Consider the following 24,885-nt stretch of genomic DNA (forward strand, 5'->3'; position numbering starts at 1 on the left):
CCGCGCCACACAGACCGCACCGCTGCACGTCCCAACAGTCCGTACCGAGTTGGACGGAGAGCCGCGTGAAGTCTTCCCTCGTGCTACCCGAAACGGAATCATCCAGTTCGTCCACGGTCCGTGCGGTCCTCTTCGACTTCGACGGGACGCTGTGGGATCCGGAGCCGGACATCTTCCGCGCCCACGCCGAGATCTTCCTGGAATTCGGCGGACGGCTCTCCGCGGAGCTGTGGTCCTCGGTCGTCGGAACGATCGGGTTCGATCTGTGGGCGCAGCTGGAACAGTTCACCGGAAGGCCGGTGGACCGGCGGGCCCTGCAGGACCGGGTCCGCCGCCGGGAGCGCGAACTGCTCGGCAGACTGCGCGGCCGGCCCGGGGTGCACTCCGTCCTGCGGACGATCGACGCGCTGGGCGTCTCCCGGGCCATCGTCAGCAACTCGACCCGGAACTGGATCGCCCGGTACGCGCGGCAGTGCGGCTTATGGGAGGGGTGGAGCACGGTGCGGTGCGCCGACGGTGACCTCTCCCGCGCGAAGCCGGAGCCGGACCTGTACGTCGAGGCCCTCGACGTGCTGGGGGTACCCGCCGAGCAGGCGGTGGCCTTCGAGGACACGCCGAGCGGCCTGCGTGCCGCGAAGCGGGCCGGGATCCGGTGCGTCGCGGTGCCCAACCCGATGACCGCCGGGCTCGATCTGGGCGAGGCCGATCTGCGCTGCGACTCCTTCGAGCAGCTCGACCTGCCCGCGCTCCTCGGACCGCTCCCCCAGGGCCCCGCCCGGCCGGACCGCACCGGTCCGCTGCCGCTCACCCGGTGAGTGTGCCCGTCCCCGCGAAACCGCCGACCTGCCGGAGGCAGAGCTCATGACGCATGCCGACCCCGAATCACCGGTCGCCCGCCCTACTCCCGTGTCCGCGCAGGACGTGGGGAACGTCCTGGACCACTACTACTACCTGCCGGACAAGCTCCGGGTGGTCGCCGGTGAGGGCGTCTACCTCTACTCCGACGACGGACGGCGCTATCTCGACTGCTCCGCCGGGACGTTCAACCTGAGCCTCGGCTACGCCCACCCCGAGATCGTAGAGACGGTTCGCGAGCAGGCCGCCAATCTGATCCACGTCACCTCCAAGTTCCAGACCGGCCCGCTGAACGACCTGGTGGCGAAGCTGGCCGAGGTCTCTCCGCCGAACCTCACCCGGGTGCACCTGAAGTCGGCCAGCGGCTCCGACGCCAACGAGGGGGCCGTCAAGATCGCCCAGGCGCACACCGGGAAGTCCGACGTGGTCACGCTCTTCCGCGGCCACCTCGGCCAGACGCTGGCGATGATCGGCGCCTCGGGCGCGGCCTTCCGCCGGACCCCCTTCCCGTCGATGCTGCCCGGCGTCGTGCACGTCCCCGACCCGCACTGCCTGCGCTGCTTCTACAAGCAGGAGCGGGCCACCTGCGGCCTGCTCTGCGTCGAGCGGATCAACGACTTCATCGACTACGCCAGCACCGGCCGGGTGGCCTGCGTGGTGCTGGAGCCGATCAGCGGCAACGGCGGCAACGTGGTGCCGCCGGACGGCTACCTCCAAGCGCTCAAGGACCTGTGCGAGGAGCGCGGGATCATCCTGGTCTTCGACGAGATCCAGACCGGGTTCGGCCGCACCGGGCAGATGTTCGCCGCCGACCACTTCGGGGTCGCCCCGCACATGATGACGTTCGGGAAGGGACTCGGCGGCTCGGGCATGCCGATCGCCGGCATCCTCACCGAGGACCGGCTGACCGGCGTGGCGGGGCACCACATCAACTCCACCTTCGGCGGCAACGTACTGGCCGCCGCCGCGGCCGTGAAGACCATCGAGGTGATCGGCCGTCCCGGGTTCCTGGAGAACGTCCGGGCGGTGGGCGCGCACGTGACGGCCCGGCTGCGCGAACTGGCCGCCAAGGTGCCGTTCGTGCAGGAGGTGCGCGGTGTGGGCCTGATGATCGGCATCGACATCGTGGACCGCACCGGACGCCCGGACGCCAGGCTGACCAACCACCTGGCCGAACTCGGCCTGGAGCAGGGACTGTTGCTGCGGACGTCGCTGTACGGGCACGGCAACGTGCTGAAGGTTCGACCGGCACTGATCATGACTATGCGGGAGGCGGACGAGATGTGTGACCTGCTGGAGCGACTGTTCCTCTCGGTCGCATGAGGGCGCTGGTGCAGGGCCTGTCCCGGCGGATCCGGGCGGCCGTCAACAGCGGCCGGGAGAGCGTCGGCAGCCGCTACGTCGCGGGCACCGCGATGGGCGGCGACGCCGAGTTCCCCGTCGACGTCCTCGCCGAACGGGCCGCCTGGGACTACCTGCGTGAGCAGGGCGCACCCGTCGCGGTCTACACCGAGAGCGAGGGCCTGCGCACCATCGGCTCACGGCCCCGGCACGTGCTGGTCATCGACCCCATCGACGGCACCAGGGGCGCCGCCGCCGACCTGGAGATGGCCTGCGTCTCCATCGCCGCGGCCCGCTTCACCGAGTCGCCCACCATCGGCGACATCGAGTACGCCGTGCTCCAGGAGCTGAAGACGGGCAACTGGCTGTACGCCGACGTCCACGGCAGCGGGATCGAGACCGGCGGCTTCCGCACCCCGGTGCCCCGGCTGTCGGCCACCGAGGACCTCGAGCGGATGTTCTGGTCGCTGGAGTTCAACGGCCACCCGGCACACCTGATGCTCGGCGCCTACGGCCACCTGGTCGACGCCTCGGCCAACCGGGGCGGCGTGTACGTGTTCAACAGCGCGTCCTTCTCCATCTCCCGGATCATCACCGGCCAGATGGACGCCTACGTCGACATCGGCAACCGGCTGCTCCGCGACCGCCCCGAGACCGAGTCCGAGTTCCGCCGGGTCGGCCACGGCAGCATCCTGCACCTGTTCCCGTACGACATCGCGGCTTCGGTCTTCCTGGCGGAGCGGGCCGGGGTCACCATCACCGACGCCTACGGCGGCTCGCTGCGCGACACCCTGCTGCTGGACATCGGCCCGGCCAACCAGCGCTCGTGCATCGCCGCCTGCACGGCGAAGCTGCACGCCGCGCTGATCGAGTCCATCCGCTGGTAGCCGGACCGAGGACGCTCCGGGGCCCGTCCGCCGGAGCGTCCGCAGGGACGCCACAGCACGACCGGGGCGGAGGTTCCCGCCGTCCCGCCCCGGGACGAGGAGGCAACGCCGTTGACCGACGTCCGGTACACCGACGTCCAGCACATCGACCTACCCTTCGGTCCCCCGGCCGGCGGGTGGACCGACGAGAGCGCCCTGGCGGCCGTCGCCGGCGCACTCGGTCTGAGCGTCGGCGACGAGATCCTCGACGGCGGCTCCCCCGCCCGGGTGTACCGGGCCGGCACGGCGTCCGGGGAGGCCCTGGTGGTCAAGGTCCTGGTGGCCGGGGACGGCGTCGTGGACGGCCACGACCTGACCTCGTTCCGGCACAAGCTGCGCCAGATCGAGCTGATCCGGGCCGGCGCGCCACGGCTGGCCGCGCACTACCTCCCGATCGTGCACGCCCTCGACGGCGACACCTGGTCGGCCTGCACCACGCCCTACTACGCCTCCGAGGATCTCGCGGCCCCGCTGCGCGGTCCGTCCGACGGAGCGGAGACCTTCTTCCGCCGGTACACGGCGGTCGTCCGGGCCCTGGTCCTCGACGGTTACGCCGTTCACGCCGTCCCGGCCCCGGCCGGCCACCTGGCCGCGATCACGGTGGGGCGCTTCCTGCGCCGGCTGCCCGTGCTGCGCGGGGCGCTGCCCGCCGAGTTGCTCGACGCCGACCGGTTCGTCGTCAACGGCGTACCGTGCGACGCCCCGCGGCTGGTGCTGGATCGACTGACGGCCCGTCACTCGGATCGGCTCGCCCGGATGGCGCCGGTCCGGCTGATGCTCCCCGCGCACGGGGACGCCAACACGCGCAATCTGCTGCTCCGCGAACTCCCGGGTACGGATGCCGAGTTCCGGATCATCGACCCGCGCGGCGCCACCGACCCCTGGGACCCGGTCTACGACCTGGCGAAGACCCTGTTCAGCCTCAGCGTGTGGGACCCGGGACTGAGACTCGGCTTCTCGGTGCGCCGCTCGGGACGCGGGGAGTACGAGGTGGGCTTCCGGCAGCAGGTGTTCCCGGGGTACCGCGCGGCGATCCACCGGTTCCTGCCGTTCCTGAGGGCCACCGACGGGCTGGCCGAGCTGTTCGAGGACGATCCGCACTGGCTGGAACGGCTGCTGCTGCTCCACGATCTCCACGTACTGGCGGAGGCCCCGTGCCGGCTCTCGGACCCGAAACCCAAGCCCGACGTGCGGGGTGCGAACTCCACGCCGACGGAACTCGCCCTCGGCCACTACCTCCTCGGCGCTCTGCTGATCAACGATCTGGACGTGCAGCTCGGCCGGCCCGGCGAGCTGGACGCGGATCGCCACCTCGCGCTGGTGGCCGACCACCTGCCGGGCGGATGACGGGTGCCGCGCCGACCACGGCACCCGTCCGGCGCGCCCGTCAGCCGGTCGCGTCCGCCGCCAGGTGGGCGAGTGCGCTGTCCAGGTCCGGCCCCTCCAGGGAGTGCCGGGCGCTCCTGAGCACCAGCCGGGGCGGACGCCGGCAGTCGGGATGGATCTCCCGGTCGCGCACCGGCACCACCCGCGTGGGCAGGCCGAGCGCCCGCTGGACCCGCGACATCAGCTCGAACCTGGTCACCACCTCCCTGCCGCCGTAGTGCACCACCCCGGTGCGGTCCCAGAGCCGGGTCAGCGCCGGGGCGAGGCTCGGCAGGTACAGCGGCGCGCAGACCAGATCCGTCTGGGCGGCGGTCCTCGGCCCGGCCATCCGCGCCAGGAAGGTGTCCGCCCAGGGACTGCGTCCGAAGACCAGCGGAATGCGCACCACCAGGTGGGTGCCGTCCGCGAGCAGCAGGTCCTCGGCGGCCGCCTTGGTCCGGCCGTAGACGTTCACCGGGGACCTGGGGTCGTCCTCGGTGTACCGCGGCCGGGTGCCGTCGAAGACGTTGTCACTGGAGAGGAGGAGCAGTTTGGCCGCCGAGCCCCGCAGCGAGTCCAGCAGCACCTCGACCGGCCGGACGTTCAGCGCGTGGGCCAGCACGGGATCGCTCTCCGCCGCTTCCAGCGGCACCAGTCCGGCCGCGTGGACGACGAGATCGAACCCGCCCTCGCCCGCCAGCAGGGCGAGGGCCCGCTCGTCCCGCAGGTCGAGCGGCACCAGCCCGGGAACCCGGCGGGTGGCGAAGGTGCCGACCACCTCGTGCCGGTCGGCCAGGGCGGTCCACAGACCGCCGCCCACGAACCCCGAAGCACCGAGCAGCAGGATCCTCATGCAGTGACCTGATGAATCGTCATAAACAGCTCCCATCAAGGGCATTGAGCCGGTCATGTGGTCGCGCGATGCGATGACACCACGCGGGCCCGCCCTGGGGGAAGAGGGGAGGAGCCGGATGAAAGCGCTCACGTTCGAGAAGGCGGGCCGGGTGGCCCTCCAGGACCGCCCGGTGCCGGTGCCCGCGGCCGACGAGGTCCTGGTCAAGGTCGCGGTCACCGGAGTCTGCGGGACGGACCGGCTGATCGTGCTCGGCGGCTTCCCCGCCAAGCCCGGTGTGATCCTCGGGCACGAGGCGGCCGGCGAGGTGGCCGCGGTCGGGGCCGCGGTCACCTCGCTCGTGCCCGGCGACCGGGTGGTGATCAACCCGACCTCCTACTGCTGGCAGTGCCGCACCTGTCGACGGGGGCTGCCGGCCCACTGCGAGGCCAAGGACGGCCGGGAGATCGGGGTCGACCGCGACGGGACGATGGCCGAGTACGTCGTCCTGCCCGAGCGTTTCGTGCACCGCCTGCCGGCATCGATGTCCTACCGGCGCGCCGCTCTGGTGGAACCGCTGGCCTGCGTACTGAACAACCTGGCCGCGGCCGGGCCGCGCCCGGACGACCGGATCCTGGTGATCGGCGCCGGCCCGATCGGCGCACTGTGCGCGCTGGTCCTCGCCAGGCGCGGCGCCAGGGTGGCACTGACCGACCGCGACCCGCTCCGCCTGGAACTGGCCGAATCCCTGCTGCCGCGCCAGGTCCGGGTACTGGCCACGGAGGAGACCGGCCCGGGCACTCCCGCCCCAGACACCGTCATCGACACCACCGGCACCCTGCCGAACGGCGTCCTGAGCACGCTGGCAGCGGCGGGCACCGTGGTGGTGATGGGCGAACGGGAGACGGCCGTCGCCGAGGTACCGTTGCGGTACCTGGTGACCCGGGGCATCCGGTTGGTGGGTGCCGGACCGTACCGGCCGGCCGACTTCGAGCTCGCGCTCGACCTGGCGGCCGACCTGCCGCTCGACTCCCTGGTCACCCACGTGCTCCCGCTGGACCGGTACGCCGAGGCCCTGGCCCTGCTGGCCGCCGCACCCGCCGGACCGCAGCCGGCGGGCGACCCGGGCGACCCGGGCGACCCGGGCGACCCGGGCGACCCGGGCGACCCGGGCGACCCGCCCACCGGATACGGTGCGCTCAAGGTGCTGCTGGCCTCGGACGAGCGGATGGCGCCGTGACGGGCGAACCGGGCGCGGCCCGGGCCGCCATGGTGGGCGGGGCCCTCTGGCTCGACGGCGGTCCGCGGTTCCTGATCGCCGGCGAGTACCCGTACTACCGGGATGCTCCCGAACGGTGGGCGGCCAAGCTGCGGGCCATCCGCGCGGCCGGGATCGAGGCGGTCACCTGCTACGTGCCCTGGCGGCACCACGAGGTCGCCGACGGCGGCGGCCGGCACTTCCGGTTCGCCGGGGACGGCAACCGCGACCTGGTCGGCTTCCTGGAGCTGGTCGCCGCCACCGGGCTGCTCGCGGTGCCGAAACCGGGCCCGTTCGTCCACGCCGAACTGCCCTTCGGCGGGCTGCCCGACCGGCTCAGCCCCACCGCCACCCCCGGCCGCCAGGCCGCGCTCTCGGCCGACGGCGAGCCGCTGCTCTCCCAGCGGCTCGCCCTGCCCTCGGCTTCGGACCCGGTCTTCCTCGCCGACGCCAGATCCTGGCTGCGCGCCGTCGGGCGGGTCCTGCAGCCGTTCCTCCACCCGGCGGGCCCGGTGGTCGCGGTGCAGATCGGCAACGAGGGGCACTACGGCGAGACCGCCCTGGCGATCGACGCCCTCGACTACTCACCGGCGGGGTTGCGCCGCTTCGGCGCCTTCGCGCCCGGGGTCGAGGCACCCGGACCGGACGACGGTCCGCTCTCCACCGACCGGCTGCGGTCCATGCTGCGCTGGGGCGAGTGGTCGGCCGAGGCGCTCGCCGAGGGGATGCGGACGCTCGCGGTCGAACTCGGGCCGGCCGTCCCGGTGTTCACCACCTCCTCGCCCCCGGCCCGGGCCGACCGCGCCCCCGCCCGCCCGACCGGCCGGTACGACGCCTGGCTGGCCAGGAACCGGCCCGGGCGGCCCACCGCGCTGCCCCGCGCCTACACCAGCTGGGCGGGGAACGTGCTGTCGGACGACGAAGCCCTGGTCAACTACGTCCTGGCGGCCAAGCAGGGGCGCGGCCCGAACATCGAGGAGAACTGGGGGCTGGGCCGGGTGGACCCGGGCTGCGCCTTCCCGGTGGTCCCGATCCACCACGCCCTGCTCGGCGTCGCCTGCGGAGCGACCGGCATCGACGTCTATCCGGCCTGCGCCACCGCCGGCTGGGGCGAGCACCTCGCAGTGGACCGCGGCTACCTGGCACAGGCGGCCGGCGATCCGGCGCAACTCGACCCGCCGTACGGGGAGGCGGCACCGATCCGGGTGGACGGCACTCCCGGCCCGGCCTTCGCCGCGCTGCGCGTGCTGACCCACTTCCTCGCCGGGCAGGGGGCCGCCCTGGTCCGCTCCCTGCCGGAGCCGGGCATCACCTGGGGGCTCCACCCGCCGTACGCGGCGGTCGGTGCCTGGGCGTCCGAGAAGGGCGGGCCCGCCACCTGGGCCGGGCGCCCGCTGCCCGCGCCGGCCGGGGAGACCCTGGTCCCGTTCGTCGCCCACTGCCTGGCGCACAACCTGCCCTTCCGGCTGGCCGAGTTGACCGGGGAGTGGGCGCCCGGCCCCGGGGACGGGCCGCTAGTGGTGTCCTCCGGCTTCTTCATGGGGCGGGCGCTGCAAGGACGGCTGGCCCGATTCGCGGACGACGGAGGATCCCTCCTGCTGCTGGGTGAACTCCCTCGTCTGGACGAGATGTTGACGCCATGCACCGAACTGGCCGACGCGGTGGGACGGTTGACGGCGAGCGGTGAACGGTCGCCGAAGGTCCGTGTGGTCGCGCCGCACGATCGGCCCGTCGGGGCGGCGGTGGCAAAGTGGCTGACCCGTGCGGGTGAGGTGACGGTACGTCCGGGGACCGGCGGGTGGCTGGAGTTCCGGAGTTCGGCGGCGGATCCCGAGGATTGCTTCGTGTTCCTGTTCAACCGGTCCGACGAGGTGCGGCGGGCCCGCACCGAGTTCCGTGGACGGCCCGTCACCGCCGACCTGGTGTCCGGCGGCTGCGCGGTCGTCCGGATCTCGCACGGCCGGCTGCGGGCCTGCTATGTGAAAGGATTGGACGAGAGGACCGACTCGGGAGTGCCGGTCCGGGTTCGGGCGGGCGATGACGTGCTCACCTCGGACCAGCCGTGCGACCTGTCCGCGGTGCGCCGGCCGAGCGGCTTCGACGTCCGTACCGCCGGCGGGCCGCCGGACCTGCGGGTGACTCTGCCGAAGGCACAGTGACGACGGAGGCGCAATGACGACATCAACCCCGCCACCGGCAGGAGCCGCCCCGACGGAGGCCGTGGGCATCGACGTCGGCGCCACCAAGATCGCGGCGCTGCGGGTCGCCCGGGACGGCACGGTACTGGCCCGGGCCCGCTGCGACACTCCGCGCGGTAGCGCCGAGGACCTCGTCGACACCCTCGCCGGCCTGGTGAAGCAGGTCCGCGGCGACCGGGTCGTAGCGGTGGGGGCCGGCCTGCCCGGCATGGTCGACGCCCGCACCGGAGCACTGGTCTTCGCCCCCGGCCTGGAGTTCGCCCGGGCCCCGCTGCGGGGGATGATCGCGGACTCGGTCGGGCTGCCGGTCCGCACCGACAACGACGCGAACGCGGCCGCCTGGGCCGAGTACCGACTAGGTGCCGGCCGCGGCCACGACCACATGGTGCTGGTGACGATCGGCACCGGGCTGGGCTGCGGCATGATCGTCGGAGGGCGGCTGCTGCGGGGATCCCACGGCTACGCGGCCGAGGTCAGCCATCTCATCGTCGATCCGCAGGGCCCCCGGTGCGAGTGCGGCGAGCACGGGTGCTGGGGAGTCTCCGCGTCGGGCCGCGCCATCGCCAGGCTCGGCCGCGAGGCCGCCGCGGCCCGTCCCGGCTCGGCACTGGCCAGGCTGATCGGCCGGGGGAGCGCCGGCGCGGGAGAGGCGGTCACCCGGGCGGCCGAGGAGGGCGACTCGCAGGCCGTCGAAATCCTCGCCCGGGTGGGCACGCTCACCGGCCGCGGACTCGCCTCGCTGGCCAACATGCTGGACCCGTCGGTACTGGTCGTGGGCGGCGGCCCGATCTCGGCCGGCGAGCTCCTGCTCGGGCCGGCCCGTGCCGCGTTCACCAGCTGGCTGTACTCCCCCGGTGACCGTCCCGGGGTGCCCATGGTGCCCGCTCGTTTCGGGAACGACGCCGGCGCGATCGGCGCGGCCGTGCTGGCGCTCGACGAGTTCACCGGCCGGTCGCCCGACGGGTCCTGACGGGAGCACGGCCAGCCACTCCCCTCCCCGGCCGGCCACCCGGGCCTCACCACGGTGTCTCCCGAGCGCGGCGCGACCGCGCGGACCTCATCCCAGGGGCCGCCTGGCCAGGTCGGCCACCCCGACCAGACCGGCGTCGTTGCCCAGCGCCGCCGGCCGGACGGCCGCCTCTGGCCGGTGGCCGCGCCCGGTGAGGTGCTCGCGGAAGGACTCCCGGACGGGGCCGAGCAGCAGCTCGCCCGCCGCACCCACACCGCCGCCGATGACGATGCAGGCGGGATCGAGGACGGCGGCCAGCGCGGCGAGACCCACCCCCAACCAGTGGCCGAGCCCGGCGAGGAGGCCGAGTGCCGCCTGGTCCCCCTCCCCGGCCGCCCGGGTGAGCAGCGGGCCGGTCAGTCCGTCGACGGTGCCGCCCGCCCGCCGCAGCAGCGGCGCGGCCTCCGGGGTGCCGGCGGCCACCAGGGCCCTCGCCTCCCGTACCAGCGCGGTCCCCGAACCGTACATCTCCCAACACCCCCGGCTGCCGCAGCCGCAGACCAGCCCACCGGGGACCACCGGCAGATGGCCGAACTCCGCCGCGACACCGTAACGGCCGCGGTACAGACCGCCGTTGACCACCAGACCGCCCCCGATCCCGGTGCCGACGGTGACGCACACCACCGGGTCACGGCCCCGTCCGGCCCCGAACCGCGCCTCGCCCCAGGCAGCGGCGTTGGCGTCGTTCTCCACCGTGACCGGCAGGTCGAGCACCTTCTCGACCACGGCCCCGAGCGGTTCGGACTCCCAGCCGATGTGCTTGGCGAACAGCACCGTGGCGCGCTTCTCGTCGACGAATCCGGCGGCTCCCAGTCCCACGCCCGCCACCGGATGGTCACCGCGCACCGCCTCGACGACGTCGCAGACGGCGGACTCGACCCGGTCCGGCTCCCGAGGGGTGGCCACCCTCACCCGGCCGAGGATCCGCCCCGCCTCGTCGACCACCCCAGCCGCGATCTTGCTGGCGCCTATGTCCACACCGATGGTGAGTGCCATCGCCCCCAGACCTCCCGCTTGCCGTCGGCCTGCGCCCGCACCGCTCGGACTCGGCCGGGCCCACTCGGGCATTCTGCTGCCCCGCACCCGGCGTCGGTCAGTGTCCTTCCGGCCATCGGCGGCCGACCGGCAGGTGGTTCCCCGGGAGTTGGGACCCCGGGGCGCGGAACTCGTACCGTCGCGGGGGCGCTGCTGCTCCTGCCCTCCTGGGGCCATCCGGGAGACGGTCTGTCAGGCCGATGGCGCAGAATACCGTCCGCGCCGGCCGAACCGTGACCGGCGTGGTACCGATACGCGGAGGTTCTGAGTCGATGAGGTCTGACGAGCGCTGGCTGGTGGTGGGCCTGGGCAATCCCGGGCCGTGGTTCACCGGCACCCGGCACAACGCCGGGTTCCTGGCTGTCGACCGGCTCGCCGAGCGCTACGGCGCCAAGTTCCGGCTGCGCAAGGCCCGTTACGGCGCCGCGGAGATCGAGGTCGACGGCCGGCTCGTGGTCCTGGCAAAGCCTCAGTGGTTCATCAACCTGTCGGGCAACCCCGTCGTCACCGCGCTGCGGACGTACGGCGTTCCGACCGAGCGGCTGGTCGTGGTGCAGGACGACCTGGACTTCCCGTTCGGCGTCATCCGGCTGAAGCGCGGGGGCGGTCCCGGCGGGCACAACGGGGCGCGTTCGGTGGGCAACGCCCTGGGGACCCGCGACTACACCCGGCTCCGCTTCGGCATCGGGCGTCCGCCGAAGGGCCAGACGATAGGGACGTTCGTGATGAAGGAGTTCTCCCAGAGCGAGCGGACGGAACTGCCGGCGCTCCTCGACCGCTGCGCCGACACCGTCGAGGCACTGGTCACCCGTGGCCTGGGCCAGGCCCAGACCCAGCTGCACTCCGCCGGCGTGTGAGCCGCTCCCGGGCCGGCGCGGGACCTTCACCGCACCCTGCCGTCCGGCCGGTGCCCCGAGGTGTCCGTCCACCGATGTGCGGGCCATCCGGGTGAGTGCCACGCTGTTCTGGGGACGTCCGCCCGACGTCCGCCCCCTCGACCCCAGCTCGACCCCAGCTCGACCGAGGAGGGAAGACATGGCCGACAGAGAACGCGACCCGTACGGCGAGACGCACTACATGGACGACCTCACCGAGGAGACCCAGTCCGTACAGGAGCAGGAACGCCAGCTCCGGCAGCACCGCCAGGAATCCCGGCGCAGCGCCCCGACCGACGAGGACACCTCCTACGACCAGGACGACCTCGAGGATCTCCAGTGACGCCGCACGCAGGGGTGCTCCCCCGGCAGGGCCCGGGGAGCACCCTCGTCGCGGGCCGACCGCGCGGACGTCGACCGGTCCGCTGGACGCCGGCGCCCGCACGGCGGCTCGCTGGGGCCCGGGCGTCGCTCCGGCGGGTTCAGCCGGCCATCGGCGGGTTCAGCCGGCCATCGGCGGGTTCAGCCGGGCGAAGCCTTCCTGCCGCCGGTAGGGGAAGTAGGGGTACGGCGCGGTGCGGCTGCTCGCCGCGTCCAGCCGGGCGACCTGGTCGTCCGTCAGGCTCCAGCCCACGGCGCCGAGGTTCTGCCGCAGCTGCTCCTCGTTGCGGGCGCCGATGATGACGGAGGAAACCGTCGGGCGCCGCAGCAGCCAGTTGATCGCGATCTGCGGGACGGCCCGGCCGGTCTCCTGCGCGATCTCCTCCAGGGCGTCGACCACACGGTGGAGCTGCTCCTCCTCGACCGGCGGGCCGTAGTCGGCGGTGTCGTGCAGCCGGCTGCCCTCCGGCAACGGCCTGCCGCGCCGGATCCTCCCGGTGAGCCGGCCCCAGCCCAGCGGGCTCCAGACCACGGCGCCGACCCCCTGGTCGGCCGCGAGCGGCATCAGTTCCCACTCGTAGTCCCGGCCGACCAGCGAGTAGTAGACCTGGTGCGCGACATAGCGGGGAGTACCCAGCCGCTCGGCCGCCGCCAGCGACTTCATCAGCTCCCAGCCGGAGAAGTTGGACACCCCGGTGTAGCGGATCTTGCCCGCCCGTACGAGATCGCCCAGCGTGCCCAGTACCTCCTCGACCGGGGTCGCGGCGTCGAAGGCGTGCAGCTGGAAGAGATCGATGTAGTCCGTGCCGAGCCGGCGCAGCGCCTCCTCGACGGCCTTGATCAGGCGTGCTCGGGAAGTGCCCGCTTCGCCCGGCCCGTCCCCCAGCGGCAGGCCCGCCTTGGTCGAGATGAGCACCTGGTCCCGACGCCCGTTGACGGCCTGGCCGAGCACCTCCTCCGACGCGCCGTCGGAGTAGACGTCAGCGGAGTCGAACATGGTGAGCCCGGCCTCCAGGCTGATGTCCAGCAGCCGGCGTGCCTCCTTGGCGTCCGTGGTGCCCCAGGAGCCGAAGAGCGGCCCCTGGCCGCCGAAAGTGCCCGTACCGAGACTCAACGCGGGGACCTTGAGACCGGATGCCCCCAACTGCCTGTACTCCATGGCTGGTCCTCTCACCGCCACAGCCCCACTAACGGGACTGAAGTTCCGTTAAGATGGCTCCAATCTAACAGGCTTGGCCATCTAATGGAACAGGAGTCCCGTTATGGCGACAGAAGGCGCTGCCGAAGCCCAGGAGCCGGGGCGGGCCCGCCCCGGTGGACGCACCGCGCGCGTACGCGCCGCCGTACTGCAGGCGGCCGGGGACGCGCTCGCCGAGCACGGCTTCGCCTACCTGGACCTCGGCGACATCGCCCGCCGCGCCGAAGTCGGCCGCACCACCGTCTACCGCCGTTGGGGCACCACCACCGCACTGGTCGCCGATCTGCTGGTGGACATGGCCGAGCAGTCGCTGCCGCGGACCGAGAGCGGCTCGCTCTTGGGAGACCTGCGGGCCAACGCCCACCTCGTCCAGCGCACCCTCACCGACCCCCGCCAGGGCCCGCTGTTCAAGGCCGTCATCGCGGCCGCCACCTGCGACCCGGACACCGCCCAGGCCCTGCACCGCTTCTACCGCACCCGGATCGCCGAATGGGCGCCCTGCGTGACCCGGGCGATCGAACGGGGCGAACTCCCCGAGGGCACCGATCCCCACGAGGTCATCCGCGCCGTCTCCGCCCCGCTCTACCACCGCCTCCTCGCCAGCGGTGAGCCGATCGATCCCGCCGCCGCGGACCAGGCGGCCGCGGCCGCCGCGGCCGCCGCGCGCGCCGGCGCCTACCGCCTCCCCCACTCCCCGGCCCCGTCCTCGACCGCCGTCGGCCCGGCGGCCGCAGGGCACCGCCCGGACGGGCATTGACTTCGCCGGGAGCGCGCCACACACAGCCGGGAACCGCCTCCGCTCACCTCGGCCGACAGGCACACCGCAGGTCCTGGCCGGGTCACCGGTTCGGGTGAAGCATGGCGGTGCGGGACACGCCCGTACACGGCGGCGGGCACGGATCACCGGAACCGCACCGTCCCGTACGGTGGCGGAGCGGCGGCCGGCCGGTGTGAGCCGCCCGGCTCCGGTGGTCGGCGAAGTCCGTCCAGGTGATACGTCAAGGGAGACAGCGGTGCCCGCTTCGGTCGCAGCACGGCCCCCGGCCCGACCGCTGTCGGCGGGGGTGCGCCGCATCGCGGCCGCCGGGACGCTGGCAGTGGCGTCGATGGTCTACAACGACTGGGTCCTGCAGTTCTTCCTGCCGACCGGGCTGGACCAGCGCGACTCCTACGTCAGCGAGCTGTTCGCGGCGGACCAGCCCTACCGGGTCCTGTTCAGCCTGGTCGAGGTGGTCTGCGCGGGGCTGATCACCGGCGGCGCGGTGCTCGCCCGGGGGCTGTTCCCCGGGCGGCTGGCCGCGGCCGGGTGCGCCTGCCTGGCCGCGCTCGGGGTGTTCTCGGTGGCCGACGTGCTGCTGCCGATGCGCTGCGCGCCCTCGATCGAGCACGGCTGCCCGGAGGGAAACCCCTGGCACACCACCACCAGCGGCCTGGTCCACCTCGTCCTGTTCGCCTCGATGGCGCTGTTCATCGCCGCTGCCCGGTACTCGGTGCCGTCCCTCACCCTGGTGCGCCGCTGGGCGCCTTGGCTGTTGCCCGTCTCGATGGCGGCCGCGATCGCCACGACCGGCCCGTTCCTCGGCCACCCGGGCGGCCACGGCCTGGCACAGCGCATCCACCTCGTCACCGCCGGGGTGTGGTTCGCCCTGCTGGCCGCCGAGGCCGGCCGGGCCCGCGCCGGGTCGCGGCCGCAGCCGGCCGCCGAGCCCGGCGTCGAGCGGACCGCCGCCCGTCCCTAGCCCTGCCCCCGCGACAGCCGCCGCGCCGCACCTGAGCGGGCACCCGGCCCTGAGTGGAGCGGGACGACGCGACGCCGGCCGCGGGATCCTCCGCGAGCCGAGGGCCCGATCTGGCCGTCGGCCCGGCTACCGGACCGGACCGGTACCGCGAGCGCGGACGAACTCCACGGCGTCGTGGGAGCAGAACAGCTCGATCTCGCCGCCGTGTGTGCGGCGCAGCTCGCGCAGGCGCTCCTGGTTGTTGCGGCGCGCCCGGTCGTCGAAGGCGACCTGTCGTTCGAAGGCCGCCAGCCCGGGCGGGCAGCGCGGGTCGGCCGGATCGAGTTCCTCGTGCCAGAAGTAGCTGTCGCCGCAGTGCAACAGCCAGCCGCCGCCGCGTTTCACCGCGACGCCGCAGTGGCCCCTGGTGTGCCCCGGCAGCGGTACCAGCAGGATCTCCGGCACCGAACCGGTCAGCGGCCCGACCGCCTCGAAGCCGCACCACGACTCGCCGTCGGCCTGGTGCTCGACCCACTTCGGGCCGTGCGCCCACTGGGCCGGACGGTAGCGGTCCCGTTCGCCCCGGGTGGCGAGGGTCCGGGCGGCCCGCAGCTCGTCCGCGAGTACGTGCACCTCGGCGTGCGGGAAGTCCGCCAGCCCGCCCGCGTGGTCGAGGTCCAGGTGGGTGAGCACGATGTGACGTACGTCCTCCGGGCGGTAGCCGAGCGTGCGGATCTGGTGCAGGGCCGTACGGGCGAGCGTGAGCCGCGGCCGGCTCACCAGCCGGAACCTCCTCCCCAGCCGCGCCGGGTCCGCCACGTCCTCGGTCCCGAAGCCCGTGTCGACCAGGACCAGGCCGTCGGCGCTCTCCACCAGCAGGCAGTGGGTCACCATCCGCCCGGTCAGCGGGCCGCCGGTGCCCAGTAGGAACCGGCCCCCGAACGGGCACATACCGGCGCAGTCCAGATGATGAACGGTCATTCGACCCCCAAAGAGTGTTCGCGCCACCGACCGTCGGCGGCTCAGGCCACAGTGCAGGGCGAACACTCCGGCCGTCCAGGGCATCGGACGGTGGCGCGGCGGACGGCCGAATCTCGATGGCCGCGGGGCTGGCCGGGTCGCTGCCGCACACGCTCAGCGCCGGGCTCACCGCGAAGGGCGTGCCCGCCGCGGACGCCCGTACCAGCGCCTCGCTGCCGCCGGTGGGCATCCTCTTCGCCGTGTCCCTCGGCTACACCCCGCTCCGGCAACTGCTCGGCCCGCAGGTGCTCGGACAGCTTCCCGCGGCCGGCGCGCAGACCCTGACCGGCCGTGAGTACTTCCCCCAGCTGATCTCCGAGCCCTTCCACCAGGGCCTGATCGTGGTGTTCTGGCTGGCCATCGCGATGTCCCTGGTCGCTGCGGCCGCCTCGCTGGCCCGGGGCCGCGTCCGCATACCGCGGCCTGCCGCCGAAGCGGTGCACTCCGCCGGGGACGCGCCGGCAGAGCGGATCATCACTAGCGCCGGCCGAGCCTGCCGCAGGGCGGCGGACCACGCCCCGGGCAGAGCCCGAGCAGGCCGGTCCCGGGGAGCCACAGGCACGATGAGCGGCACTCCTGGCACTCCGTCTCCGGCCGGTGGTCCCCTCTCCCCGGACACCATCGCCCACCTCCGCCCAGCGCCTGATATCTCGTCAACTATCGTTTGTGTCAACATTTTTCACTATAAAACCCGAGATCGGTAGGGCAACATCCTCCGGGCCGGACGAGCTCGCCGGGCAGCCGCACCCCTGCCGGAAGACCGGCTCGCGAGCAGCCCCGCAGAGGGCTCCACGAGACAGGGCACACCGGCGGCCGGGGCACGGCACAGCCGCAGACCATCGACTGGAACGTGGTGGCCGGGCGACGGCCGGACGCCAAACGGACCATCACCATCGCCGTCCGCGGCTGGCCGGTCACGGCTGCCGACACTTGACACCCCGTCCCGGAACCCGCCCGGCGCGCCGGACGGACGCCGCGTCACCCGGCCGGCTCAGCGGCACCCGATCGCGTTCTGACGCCTCGTGACCGGATTCGCGCCGCGCCCGGCGCCCGAGGCGGCCGGGTTCACCCGGCTTTCACGCCGTCTCCCTCCGGATGCGGCGCACTCCCCCGCCGTCGCCGTGGTGCACGCGCTGCGGCGCCCGCTGATACTGGGCCGACAGGCGGTGACGGAGCGAGTCAAGAGAACCACGGTCAGCGATCGGGTGTTTTCTGACTCGGCTTCCGCGACCGGCCACCCGCCCGGCGGTTCACCAACCGCCGGGACTCGGACGGAGAGGCACACGGGGCATGCTGAATCGACGCCACATCCTGACGGCCGCCACCATCAGCGGCGCGGCGGCCATGTTCCCCTGGGGCCGCATGATCGACCCCCCTAAGGCGAAGCCCGTGCACGAGGCCCCGCCCGAGGCGCCGGCGGGGCCGGCCGAGCTGTGGCCGGAGGACGAGGAGCTCGCCCGTTCCGCTCCGTTCGCCCATGCCATGCCCATCCCTCCGGTCCTTCGCCCGACCTCGGTGACGGCGTCCTCGGAGCTGTACCAGCTCCGGATGGCCGAGACCCAGGTGGAGATCGTCAAGGGGCTGCAGACCACGGTCTACTCCTACGGCGGCTGCTTCCCCGGCCCGACCATCCGGGCGCTGCGGGGACGCGAGGTGGTGGTCCAGCAGACCAACGCCCTGGACGTGTCCACCTCGGTCCATCTGCACGGCGGAAACGTTCCTTCAAGGTACGACGGCCTGCCGATGGCCCTGATCGATCCCGGGGAGTCCCGCGAGTACCGCTACCCCAACAACCAGGTGGCCGCCTCCCTCTGGTACCACGACCACGCGCACGGCAAGGAGGCCGAGAACGTCTACCGCGGCCTGCACGGTGCCTATCTGCTCAGCGACCCGCACGAGAGCAGTCTGCCGCTGCCCAACGGCGAGTTCGACATCCCGCTGCTGTTCCGGGACGCGCGGATCGAGGCCGACGGCACCCTGCGGTACGTCTCGCCGTACGAGTGCCCGCACATGCTGGTCAACGGCAAGGAGCGGCCGCACTTCGCGGTGGCGGCCCGCAAGTACCGCCTGCGCGTCTACAACGTGGCTCCCAACCGCCACATCTCACTGCGCTTCGCCGACGGCGCCCACTTCATCCAGATCGCCTCCGACGGCGGCCTGCTCGCCGCTCCCGTCCCGCGGGACGAACTGACGCTGGCTGGTGCGGAACGGGCCGAGATCGTCGTCGACTTCTCCCGCTACGCGATCGGCTCCTCGGTGGTGCTGGAGAACACGGCCGCGCTGGAGTCCGAACGGCCGGAGGTGCTGCGCTTCGACATCACCCGCAAGGCCGACGACCCGAGCCGGGTTCCCGGTGTGCTGGCCACCCTGCCGCCGGTACCGAAGGGCATGGTGGAGCGGGAGTTCTTCATGCAGACCTTCCCCGACACCAGGATCAACGGACGCAAGTACGACCCGGACCGGGTGGACGTCGAGACCACGCTCGGCACCAGCGAGATCTGGACGATCCACAACTGGCCCAACCGCAAACCGGCCGGGGTCTTCCACGCCCCGCACTCGTTCCACGTCCACCTGGTGCAGTTCCGGTTGCTGGACCGCGACGGCCGGCCGCCCGGCCCCGCCGAGGCGGGTCTGAAGGACACCATCCCCATCTACCCCGGCGAGACCGTCCGGATCGCCATGACCTGGGGCGACTACTCCGGCGAGTACGTCTACCACTGCCACCACCTGGTGCACTCCTCGCACGGGCAGATGGGCCGGATCGACGTCCTGCCGGCGGACCCGGAGGAGCAGGCGGAACCGGAGAAGCCGGCGGCGCCGAAGCAGCCGGCGGCGCCGAAGCAGCCCGCGTCACCGCAGCAGCCGGCGACGCCCAAGAAGTCCGGGAAGTGAAAGCCTCCCGCCGCCCCGCTCGCGCGCCGGGTGACGGCACGTCCGCTGGAGGCTGAGGCCGCCGCCGAGGCGGCCGGGAATGCGGCCGGTGCCGACGGAGGTTGGCGTCGGTGTGACTACTGCGACGCCTGCGACCCGACTCTCAGTGCTGGACCGCTCCCGCACCAGACAGGGGCAGGACGCTTCGCAGGCGCTGCGGGACACGGTGGCCTTCGCACAGTTGGCGGAGCGGCTGGGCTACCACCGGTTCTGGGTGTCGGAGCACCATGGCGTGCCCGGGGTGGCCGGCTCCGCGCCCACGGTACTGGCCGCCGCGGTGGCGGCGCGGACGAGCCGGATCCGGGTCGGCACCGGCGGTGTGATGCTCCCCAACCACCGACCGATGGTGGTGGCCGAGCAGTTCGGGGTGCTCTCCTCGCTCTTCCCCGGGCGGATCGACATGGGCCTCGGCCGTTCGGTGGGGTTCACCGACGGCGTCCGGCGGGCGCTGGGCCGGGGCAAGGACGCCGCCGACGCCTTCGCGGGCCAACTGGCCGAGCTGCTGGGCTATTTCGACGGATCGCAGGGCGTCCACCCCGACGTCCACGCCCGGCCGGCCGAGGGCCTGCGGGTCCCGGCCTTCGTCCTGGCCACCGGCGCCGGTGCCGACATCGCCGCCGACGCCGGGCTTCCGCTGGTCATCGGCGCGCTCCGCGGGGAGGACGAGATGCTGGCCGCCGTCGACCGCTACCGGACCCGGTTCCGTCCGTCCGCGCAGGGCGCGGAGCCGTACGTCGTGCTGTCGGGCAACGTGGCGGTCGCCGGGACGGCCGCCGAGGCCAGGAAACTGCTGGTCTCCGAGGCCTGGTCGAGCGCGTACGCCCGTACCCACGGGGAGTTCCCGCCGCTCACCCCGGAGCCGGAGGTCCTGGCCCGGGAGATGAGCCCTCGGGAGCGCGCCGCCTACGAGCAGGCACTCCACGGGCACGTGGCCGGCACGCCGCAGGAGGCCGCGGTCGCCCTCGGCACCCTGATGGCGCGCGCCGGAGCCGACGAGTTCCTGGTCACGACCCACGCCTACGACCGGGCGGCGCTGCTCGACTCGTACCGGCTGCTCGCCGAGGCGATGGGCCTCGCACCCAGCCCGATCGCACGGTGATTCCGGATTTGCCCTCCGACACCCCGGTTCGACTGCCGGCCGCCGATAGCCATGCTTGACAGATAGGTAAGGCTTGCCTAAGTTCTGCAGGCATGTTCCGTCACCACGCCGACTCGACCGGCCCTTCACCCCGCTCGGACAACCGAAGGACGGCCGTGCTGCCCATTGATCCGCAGGCCGACATCGGACGCCGCGCGTGGGTGGCCTGCCCGAGCTGTGACGACGCCCGCGACTGCGCTCCGTGCCGGGAGCAGCTCACCTGCGGCGAGCATTGGCGCTATCTCCTCTCCAACACCGGCAGCCTCCTCCACCTGCAGTGCCCGGCCTGCACCCACGTCTGGGACCACGAGACCGGCTTCGGCGCGACCCGACACCACTCCGCCTGAACCCGCCCCGTCTCCGCCCGCGGGAGAGAGCGCCGCGGCACCCCTCGCCGTGGCCGAAAACCGCCCCTCTCCGTCCATGGCCGGAAACAACCGGTCGGCGAGTCCGTTGTCCACCTACGCGGTCAACCACCGCGTGACAGCGCCGGACCCGGCCGACCGTAGCCACGGCGGCCGTCGAAGACCCGGCTCTCGACCCGATCGGGAGGACACCCCTGTGATCGTTGTGAGCGCAGCGACCGGCAACATCGGACGCCACCTCGTCGACCTGCTTCTCGCCGAGGGCGCGCCCGTCCGCGCCCTGACCCGCGATCCCGAGCGCGCCGGGCTGCCCGCCGCCGCCGAGACCGTCCGGGCCGACCTGACCGACCCCGCGTCCCTGGAGACGGCGCTGGCAGGCGCCGAGGCGCTCTGGCTCAACCTCGCGGCCGGCGGCAGCCAGGCGGCGCTCCAAGTCGTCGATGCCGCCGTCAAGGCGGGGGTGCGCCGGATCGTCCTCAACTCCTCGCTGTCGGTGACCGACACCACCGCCGACGACGAGGGCTTCATCTCCCGGATGCACGCCTCGGTGGAGCGCGCGATCCAGGCATCCGGGGTGGAGTGGACCTTCGTCCGCGGCGGCATGTACGCCACCAACGCGCTGCAGTGGGCCCCGGGCATCAAGGCCGAGAGCGTGGTGCGCGGGCCGTTCCCGGAGGCGGTCGCCGCCCCCGTCCACGAGGCTGACCTCGCCGCTGTCTCCGCCCGCGCCCTGCTGGACCGAAGCGGTGCACTGCTCGGCACCGCTCCCTACGTCACCGGGCCCGAGGCGGTGACCGTGGCCGAGCAGGCCGCCGCGATCGGCCGCGCCATCGGCCGGGAGGTCCGCTTCGAGACCATCACGGTGGAGGCGGCCGCCGACGCGATGGCCTCCGACAGCTTCCCCAAGGAGGTCGCTCTCCAGCTCCTCGGCTACTTCGGCGCCTCGGTCGGCACCGACCCCCAGCGCACCGACGAGGTGCAGCGCATCACCGGACGCCCGGCCCGGACCTTCGAGGAGTGGGCCGCCGACCACGCGGACGACTTCCGCTGACGGGTTCAGGGCGCTGAGTCCGGGATCTGCGGGTTGCGGGCATGGGCGGGTGCGGGCGGCCCGAACGGGGTGGTGTCGTCGGTGCTGACCGCGACGCCGCCCTTGCCAACGGCCCCGCCGGTCGGACCGTCGGACAGCCGGCTCCCGGCTTCGGTCGGGGTCGGTGGGTCCGGCCCGGACGGCGGCCCGGCGGCCTGCCCGGTGTCCGGGGGCGCCGTGGCGGCGGCGGGGAGCGGCTGGTCGGCGGCGACGGCCCGGAACACGGCGGAGGCGGCGGTGGCCGGGCCGAGCCGGTCGGGGTCGTCCGGGTCGATGGCCTGCGGGACGCCGCGATCCGCCACCGCCGCACCCCGCCGGCCGACCGCTGGTGCCCGCGATCCTCGACACTGGCATGGCCGACCCCGTTCCGGAGGCCGAGGCCGTCGGATGACGCCGGGTCCGGCGGGTGGGCAGGCCGAGGGGCCGTACGCCTTCGTCACTTCATGGTGGGAGGCGCCCCCCATCGGCGGAGCGCGGCGTCCACGGCGTCGTCGGCGCACCTCAGCCCGTCGCGCCCGTGCGCAGGAGGTCCCCGGCCCGGGCGGCCAGGCCGTCGGCGTCGCAGCGGGTGGCCAGCTCCAGTCCCTGAGCCAGGGCGGTACGGGCGGCTGGAGCGGTGCCCAGCGCCTCACCGAGGTCGACCAGGGCGATCGCGTGCTCGTAGCGGGCGGGAGACCGCTCCAGGTGCCGGACAGCCTCCGCGAGCAGCTCAGCCGCGTGTGGCCGGTCGTGTACCGCCGCGCAGAGCCGTAGAGCGCTGCCGATGGCCGAGTCCGTCCCGGACTGCCGGGCCCGGCGAACGGCCTCCTCGGCGAGGTTGCGGGCCCGGTCCGGCTGGTCGGGGGCGACCGCCCGCGCCAGGTGCCCGAGCCACGGCGCCCACACCGTGTTGCGCCACCCGCGCGCGTCCAGGGCCGCGCCAGCGGCGGTCAGCGTCGCGGCCGCGCCGGGCGCGTCGCCCCGGGCCAGCAGTAGGCGGCCGTACAGCGTGGGGGCGTCGGGCAGCACCATCACCGTCGGGTACGGCGGGCCGAAGGCGTGCGTGCGCGCGAGCTCCAAGGCCTCGGCGAGCCGACCGCGCGCGGCCAGGGTCTCGGCCAGCGCCCCGACCGCGTCCCAGTGCAGCGGGACGCCCGGACCAATCCGTTCGGCGATGCGCAGAGCCCGGCCCAGGTAGTCCTCCGCCTCCGCCAGGGCACCGCAGCGGAACCGGAGCATTCCGGTCAGCAGGTAGGCGAAGCCGAGGTGGCCGCCGCTCCACCCGGCGACTTCGTACGCGCGGACCGCCTCGGTGAACAGCTCGTCCGCCCGGTCAACCCGGTCGGCGTAGAGGTAGCTGATGCCGAGGATCCCGGGCAGCTCGAAGCCCCAAGTGGTGTTGGTCCAGCCAAGGCTGCGGGGCAGTCGGCCGTCCGGGAGTGCAGACTCGGCCAGGGCGATCACCTCCTCGCGGTCCGCGCCGCGCAGCGTGAGGTCCCAGCAGCGCAGCACGGCCACCGCATGGGCCAGGCCGTCACGTTCGAACACGGCCTCGTCCGGAGTCGGCTCGCTGACCGTGCCGGTGTCGGTACGGGCCAGGCCGATCGTGCCGAACATCCGGTCGAACTCCGCGAGCCGCCGGGAGCGGCCCGGGCCGTCCTCGTCCTCGGACTGGAACGCGGCGAACATGAGGTGAGCGACCTCCAGGCGCAGGCGTCCGGGTCCGGGCCGGGTGCGAGCGGCCTCCTCGACACAGACCGCGGCGGCCTCGCCGAGCCGATTGCTGTGGGCGAGGGCCTGCGCGAGTCGGAAGGTCGCGTCCACCCTGAGCTCGGGGCCCAGCCCGTACGGGTCCGCGAGCGCCAGGCGCAGCTGGTTGACCGTGGTCACCGGGTCGGTGAGCAACGCCGAGCAGCCGAGTTCGTAGAGCACCGCGGCCCGGTCCTCGTCGGCGGGCGGCTCGCTGATGGCGCGGCGCAGGCAGCGCTGGGCCGCCCCGGGCGCGCCGATGGCCAGGTGCTCGCGGGCGGCCCGGCGCAGCTTGCCGACGATCTCGCCGTCCCCCTCGGGCAGGGTCTCCAGCAGGTGCCGGGATGCGGTCAGCAGGCCGAGGCCGGCGTTCTCGGTCTCGACGGCGGCGACTCCGTGCATCCCGGTCCGGGTGGCGGGCGGCATCGACTGGTAGACCGAGGTGGCGATCAGCGGGTGGACGAACTCCAGCCTGCCTCCCGGCGTGCCGGTCAGCACCCCGTGTCGGCGCAGTTCCCGGATCGACTGGGCGGCGGTCTCCGGACCCTGGGCGCAGATGACGGCGGCGAGGTCCGGGCGGATGTCGGTGCCCAGCATGGACGCGGCCCAAGCAAATCGCAGCGTGGTCGGGCCGAGCTTGTCCAGCCAGAGCCGGAGTGTCATCCCCCGTGCACTGGAGGCGAGTTCGCGCAGTTGTCCGGTGCTCTCCTCCACCGGATCGAGCCGATGGTCGAGCACCTCGCGCAGCAGGGCGGTGGTCTCGTACGGGTTCCCGGCGGTGACCGCCCAGACGTGACGGCAGAAGGCGTCCTCCGCCTGCGTGCCCAGGGCCGCACGGACCAGGTGCGCGACCGATGCCGGCTGGAGCGGCCGCAGTTCGTGCCGCCGGTCGGCCCTGCCGACGAGGCCGCGCTGCAGCGTCAGGGCGTCGTCGCGGAACTCGTCGCGGCAGGCGAGCACGAGCAGGGCCGGCAGCTCCCGCGCGCGTACCGCGAAGCCCGCCAGCCAGCCGAGCGACTCCGGATCGGCCCAGTGCAGGTCGTCGACGACCACGGCTACCGGCGAGCGCCGCTGCACGAGGCGGGTGAGCACGAAGTCCAGCCCGTCCCGCACCCCCTGCGGGTCGAGCTGCCCTCCAGGCGGCAGCAGCCCCACCGCCGGACCGACGATGTCCTCCCAGGGCCCGAAGACCTGCGCCCGCTCCTCGTCGGACAGGGCCGCCAGCACCGGCTGCACCAGCTGGCGCACCACGCAGAACGGCTCATGGCGCTGCCGCTCCCCGCCCCGGGCGAACAGCACCGTGCAACCCGCGCGTTTCGCCTGCCGCCGCACCTCGGTCAGCACCGCGGTCTTACCCAGCCCGGCCGCGCCGGTGTAGACCAGCAGCTCCCCGATCCCGGCACCGGCGTGCCGGGTGAGCGCCTCGACCGCCTGCCCGGCTGACTGGATCTCGGCCTCGCGCTCGTGCAGCGGGCAGCCGCCCTGGCCGGCCCCGCCGTCACCCCCGGCCTCGGGCTCCCCTTCGAACACCGTCGCCTCCAATTCGCCGTTCCACAGCCGTCGTTACCGAGGCTGAGGCTACTGCTGAACGGACAACTCGGCTGCGGGCTTGACAATCCGCC

The 24,885-nt window shown here is 73.6% G+C and carries 22 protein-coding genes; 16 read left to right on the top strand and 6 right to left on the bottom strand.

Annotation, left to right across the window (positions count from 1 at the left end; genetic code table 11):
• The first annotated feature begins 65 nt into the window (after positions 1–65).
• The 4 genes from ABD369_RS29100 to ABD369_RS29115 all read left to right on the top strand — a co-directional run bounded on the left by ABD369_RS29100 (position 66) and on the right by ABD369_RS29115 (position 4,469).
• A complete protein-coding gene (locus ABD369_RS29100; RefSeq protein WP_344639541.1) occupies positions 66–815 on the top strand; it encodes an HAD family hydrolase in 750 nt (249 codons plus the stop codon).
• Positions 816–906: 91 nt separating this feature from the next.
• A complete protein-coding gene (locus ABD369_RS29105) occupies positions 907–2,178 on the top strand; it encodes an aspartate aminotransferase family protein (protein WP_344639542.1) in 1,272 nt (423 codons plus the stop codon).
• Complete coding sequence (locus ABD369_RS29110) at positions 2,175–3,083, top strand: inositol monophosphatase family protein (RefSeq protein ID WP_344639543.1); 909 nt, start codon at positions 2,175–2,177, stop codon at positions 3,081–3,083. Before ABD369_RS29105 ends, ABD369_RS29110 begins: the two co-directional genes overlap by 4 nt.
• Positions 3,084–3,194: 111 nt before the next feature.
• Positions 3,195–4,469, top strand: a complete 1,275-nt coding sequence (locus ABD369_RS29115) for a phosphotransferase family protein (protein ID WP_344639544.1) — start codon at positions 3,195–3,197, stop codon at positions 4,467–4,469.
• Positions 4,470–4,509: 40 nt separating this feature from the next.
• On the opposite strand, the gene ABD369_RS29120 is transcribed toward ABD369_RS29115, so the two are convergent.
• Positions 4,510–5,340, bottom strand: a complete 831-nt coding sequence (locus tag ABD369_RS29120) for an SDR family oxidoreductase (RefSeq protein ID WP_344639545.1) — start codon at positions 5,338–5,340, stop codon at positions 4,510–4,512.
• 118 nt (positions 5,341–5,458) lie between these two features.
• On the opposite strand from ABD369_RS29120, the gene ABD369_RS29125 reads away from it, so the two are divergent.
• The 3 genes from ABD369_RS29125 to ABD369_RS29135 are packed head-to-tail and all read left to right on the top strand — an operon-like array spanning position 5,459 to position 9,745.
• Positions 5,459–6,559: a zinc-dependent alcohol dehydrogenase gene (locus ABD369_RS29125; protein WP_344639546.1), complete on the top strand. Its 1,101-nt coding sequence runs from the start codon at positions 5,459–5,461 to the stop codon at positions 6,557–6,559.
• Positions 6,556–8,736: a beta-galactosidase gene (locus ABD369_RS29130; RefSeq protein ID WP_344639547.1), complete on the top strand. Its 2,181-nt coding sequence runs from the start codon at positions 6,556–6,558 to the stop codon at positions 8,734–8,736. The genes ABD369_RS29125 and ABD369_RS29130 overlap by 4 nt, the downstream gene beginning before the upstream one ends.
• A 13-nt stretch (positions 8,737–8,749) precedes the next feature.
• The gene (locus ABD369_RS29135; protein ID WP_344639548.1) at positions 8,750–9,745 is read left to right on the top strand and encodes an ROK family protein; all 996 of its coding nucleotides are present in this window, start codon (positions 8,750–8,752) and stop codon (positions 9,743–9,745) included.
• Positions 9,746–9,832: 87 nt separating this feature from the next.
• On the opposite strand, the gene ABD369_RS29140 is transcribed toward ABD369_RS29135, so the two are convergent.
• Positions 9,833–10,780 (bottom strand): ROK family glucokinase, encoded by a 948-nt coding sequence (locus ABD369_RS29140; protein WP_344639549.1) that lies wholly within the window; start codon positions 10,778–10,780, stop codon positions 9,833–9,835.
• Between the two features lie 311 nt (positions 10,781–11,091).
• On the opposite strand from ABD369_RS29140, the gene pth reads away from it, so the two are divergent.
• Together pth and ABD369_RS29150 are read left to right on the top strand one after the other, a co-directional pair.
• Positions 11,092–11,676 carry an aminoacyl-tRNA hydrolase gene (gene pth, locus ABD369_RS29145; RefSeq protein ID WP_344639550.1) on the top strand — a complete coding sequence of 195 codons (585 nt, stop codon included), beginning with the start codon at positions 11,092–11,094 and terminating at the stop codon, positions 11,674–11,676.
• 178 nt (positions 11,677–11,854) lie between these two features.
• Positions 11,855–12,037, top strand: coding sequence for a hypothetical protein (locus ABD369_RS29150; RefSeq protein ID WP_344639551.1), 183 nt, complete (start codon positions 11,855–11,857; stop codon positions 12,035–12,037).
• Positions 12,038–12,196: 159 nt separating this feature from the next.
• Here ABD369_RS29150 and ABD369_RS29155 read toward each other — a convergent pair whose 3' ends face one another.
• A complete protein-coding gene (locus tag ABD369_RS29155) occupies positions 12,197–13,234 on the bottom strand; it encodes an aldo/keto reductase (protein ID WP_344639552.1) in 1,038 nt (345 codons plus the stop codon).
• A 103-nt stretch (positions 13,235–13,337) separates the two neighbouring features.
• Between ABD369_RS29155 and ABD369_RS29160 the strand changes: the two genes are divergently transcribed.
• Positions 13,338–14,030, top strand: a complete 693-nt coding sequence (locus ABD369_RS29160; protein WP_344639553.1) for a TetR/AcrR family transcriptional regulator — start codon at positions 13,338–13,340, stop codon at positions 14,028–14,030.
• A 256-nt stretch (positions 14,031–14,286) separates the two neighbouring features.
• Positions 14,287–15,012 (top strand): DUF998 domain-containing protein, encoded by a 726-nt coding sequence (locus ABD369_RS29165; protein WP_344639554.1) that lies wholly within the window; start codon positions 14,287–14,289, stop codon positions 15,010–15,012.
• A 126-nt stretch (positions 15,013–15,138) separates the two neighbouring features.
• On the opposite strand, the gene ABD369_RS29170 is transcribed toward ABD369_RS29165, so the two are convergent.
• Positions 15,139–15,972, bottom strand: a complete 834-nt coding sequence (locus ABD369_RS29170) for an MBL fold metallo-hydrolase (RefSeq protein WP_344639555.1) — start codon at positions 15,970–15,972, stop codon at positions 15,139–15,141.
• A 116-nt stretch (positions 15,973–16,088) separates the two neighbouring features.
• Between ABD369_RS29170 and ABD369_RS29175 the strand changes: the two genes are divergently transcribed.
• The 5 genes from ABD369_RS29175 to ABD369_RS29195 all read left to right on the top strand — a co-directional run bounded on the left by ABD369_RS29175 (position 16,089) and on the right by ABD369_RS29195 (position 21,496).
• Positions 16,089–16,715 carry a hypothetical protein gene (locus ABD369_RS29175; protein WP_344639556.1) on the top strand — a complete coding sequence of 209 codons (627 nt, stop codon included), beginning with the start codon at positions 16,089–16,091 and terminating at the stop codon, positions 16,713–16,715.
• Positions 16,716–17,301: 586 nt separating this feature from the next.
• Entirely contained in the window at positions 17,302–18,903 is a 1,602-nt protein-coding gene (locus ABD369_RS29180; RefSeq protein ID WP_344639557.1) for a multicopper oxidase family protein, read from the top strand.
• A 112-nt stretch (positions 18,904–19,015) separates the two neighbouring features.
• Positions 19,016–20,041 (top strand): LLM class flavin-dependent oxidoreductase, encoded by a 1,026-nt coding sequence (locus tag ABD369_RS29185; RefSeq protein WP_344639558.1) that lies wholly within the window; start codon positions 19,016–19,018, stop codon positions 20,039–20,041.
• A gap of 155 nt (positions 20,042–20,196) precedes the next feature.
• A complete protein-coding gene (locus ABD369_RS29190; protein ID WP_344639559.1) occupies positions 20,197–20,427 on the top strand; it encodes a hypothetical protein in 231 nt (76 codons plus the stop codon).
• Between the two features lie 214 nt (positions 20,428–20,641).
• Positions 20,642–21,496: an SDR family oxidoreductase gene (locus tag ABD369_RS29195; RefSeq protein WP_344639560.1), complete on the top strand. Its 855-nt coding sequence runs from the start codon at positions 20,642–20,644 to the stop codon at positions 21,494–21,496.
• Positions 21,497–21,501: 5 nt separating this feature from the next.
• On the opposite strand, the gene ABD369_RS29200 is transcribed toward ABD369_RS29195, so the two are convergent.
• Both ABD369_RS29200 and ABD369_RS29205 read right to left on the bottom strand, forming a co-directional pair.
• Complete coding sequence (locus ABD369_RS29200; RefSeq protein ID WP_344639561.1) at positions 21,502–21,837, bottom strand: hypothetical protein; 336 nt, start codon at positions 21,835–21,837, stop codon at positions 21,502–21,504.
• A 199-nt stretch (positions 21,838–22,036) separates the two neighbouring features.
• Positions 22,037–24,793 (bottom strand): ATP-binding protein, encoded by a 2,757-nt coding sequence (locus ABD369_RS29205; protein WP_344639562.1) that lies wholly within the window; start codon positions 24,791–24,793, stop codon positions 22,037–22,039.
• Between the last annotated feature and the right edge of the window lie 92 nt (positions 24,794–24,885).

The sequence above is a fragment of the Kitasatospora cystarginea genome (assembly GCF_039533515.1).
Lineage (GTDB): Bacteria > Actinomycetota > Actinomycetes > Streptomycetales > Streptomycetaceae > Kitasatospora > Kitasatospora cystarginea.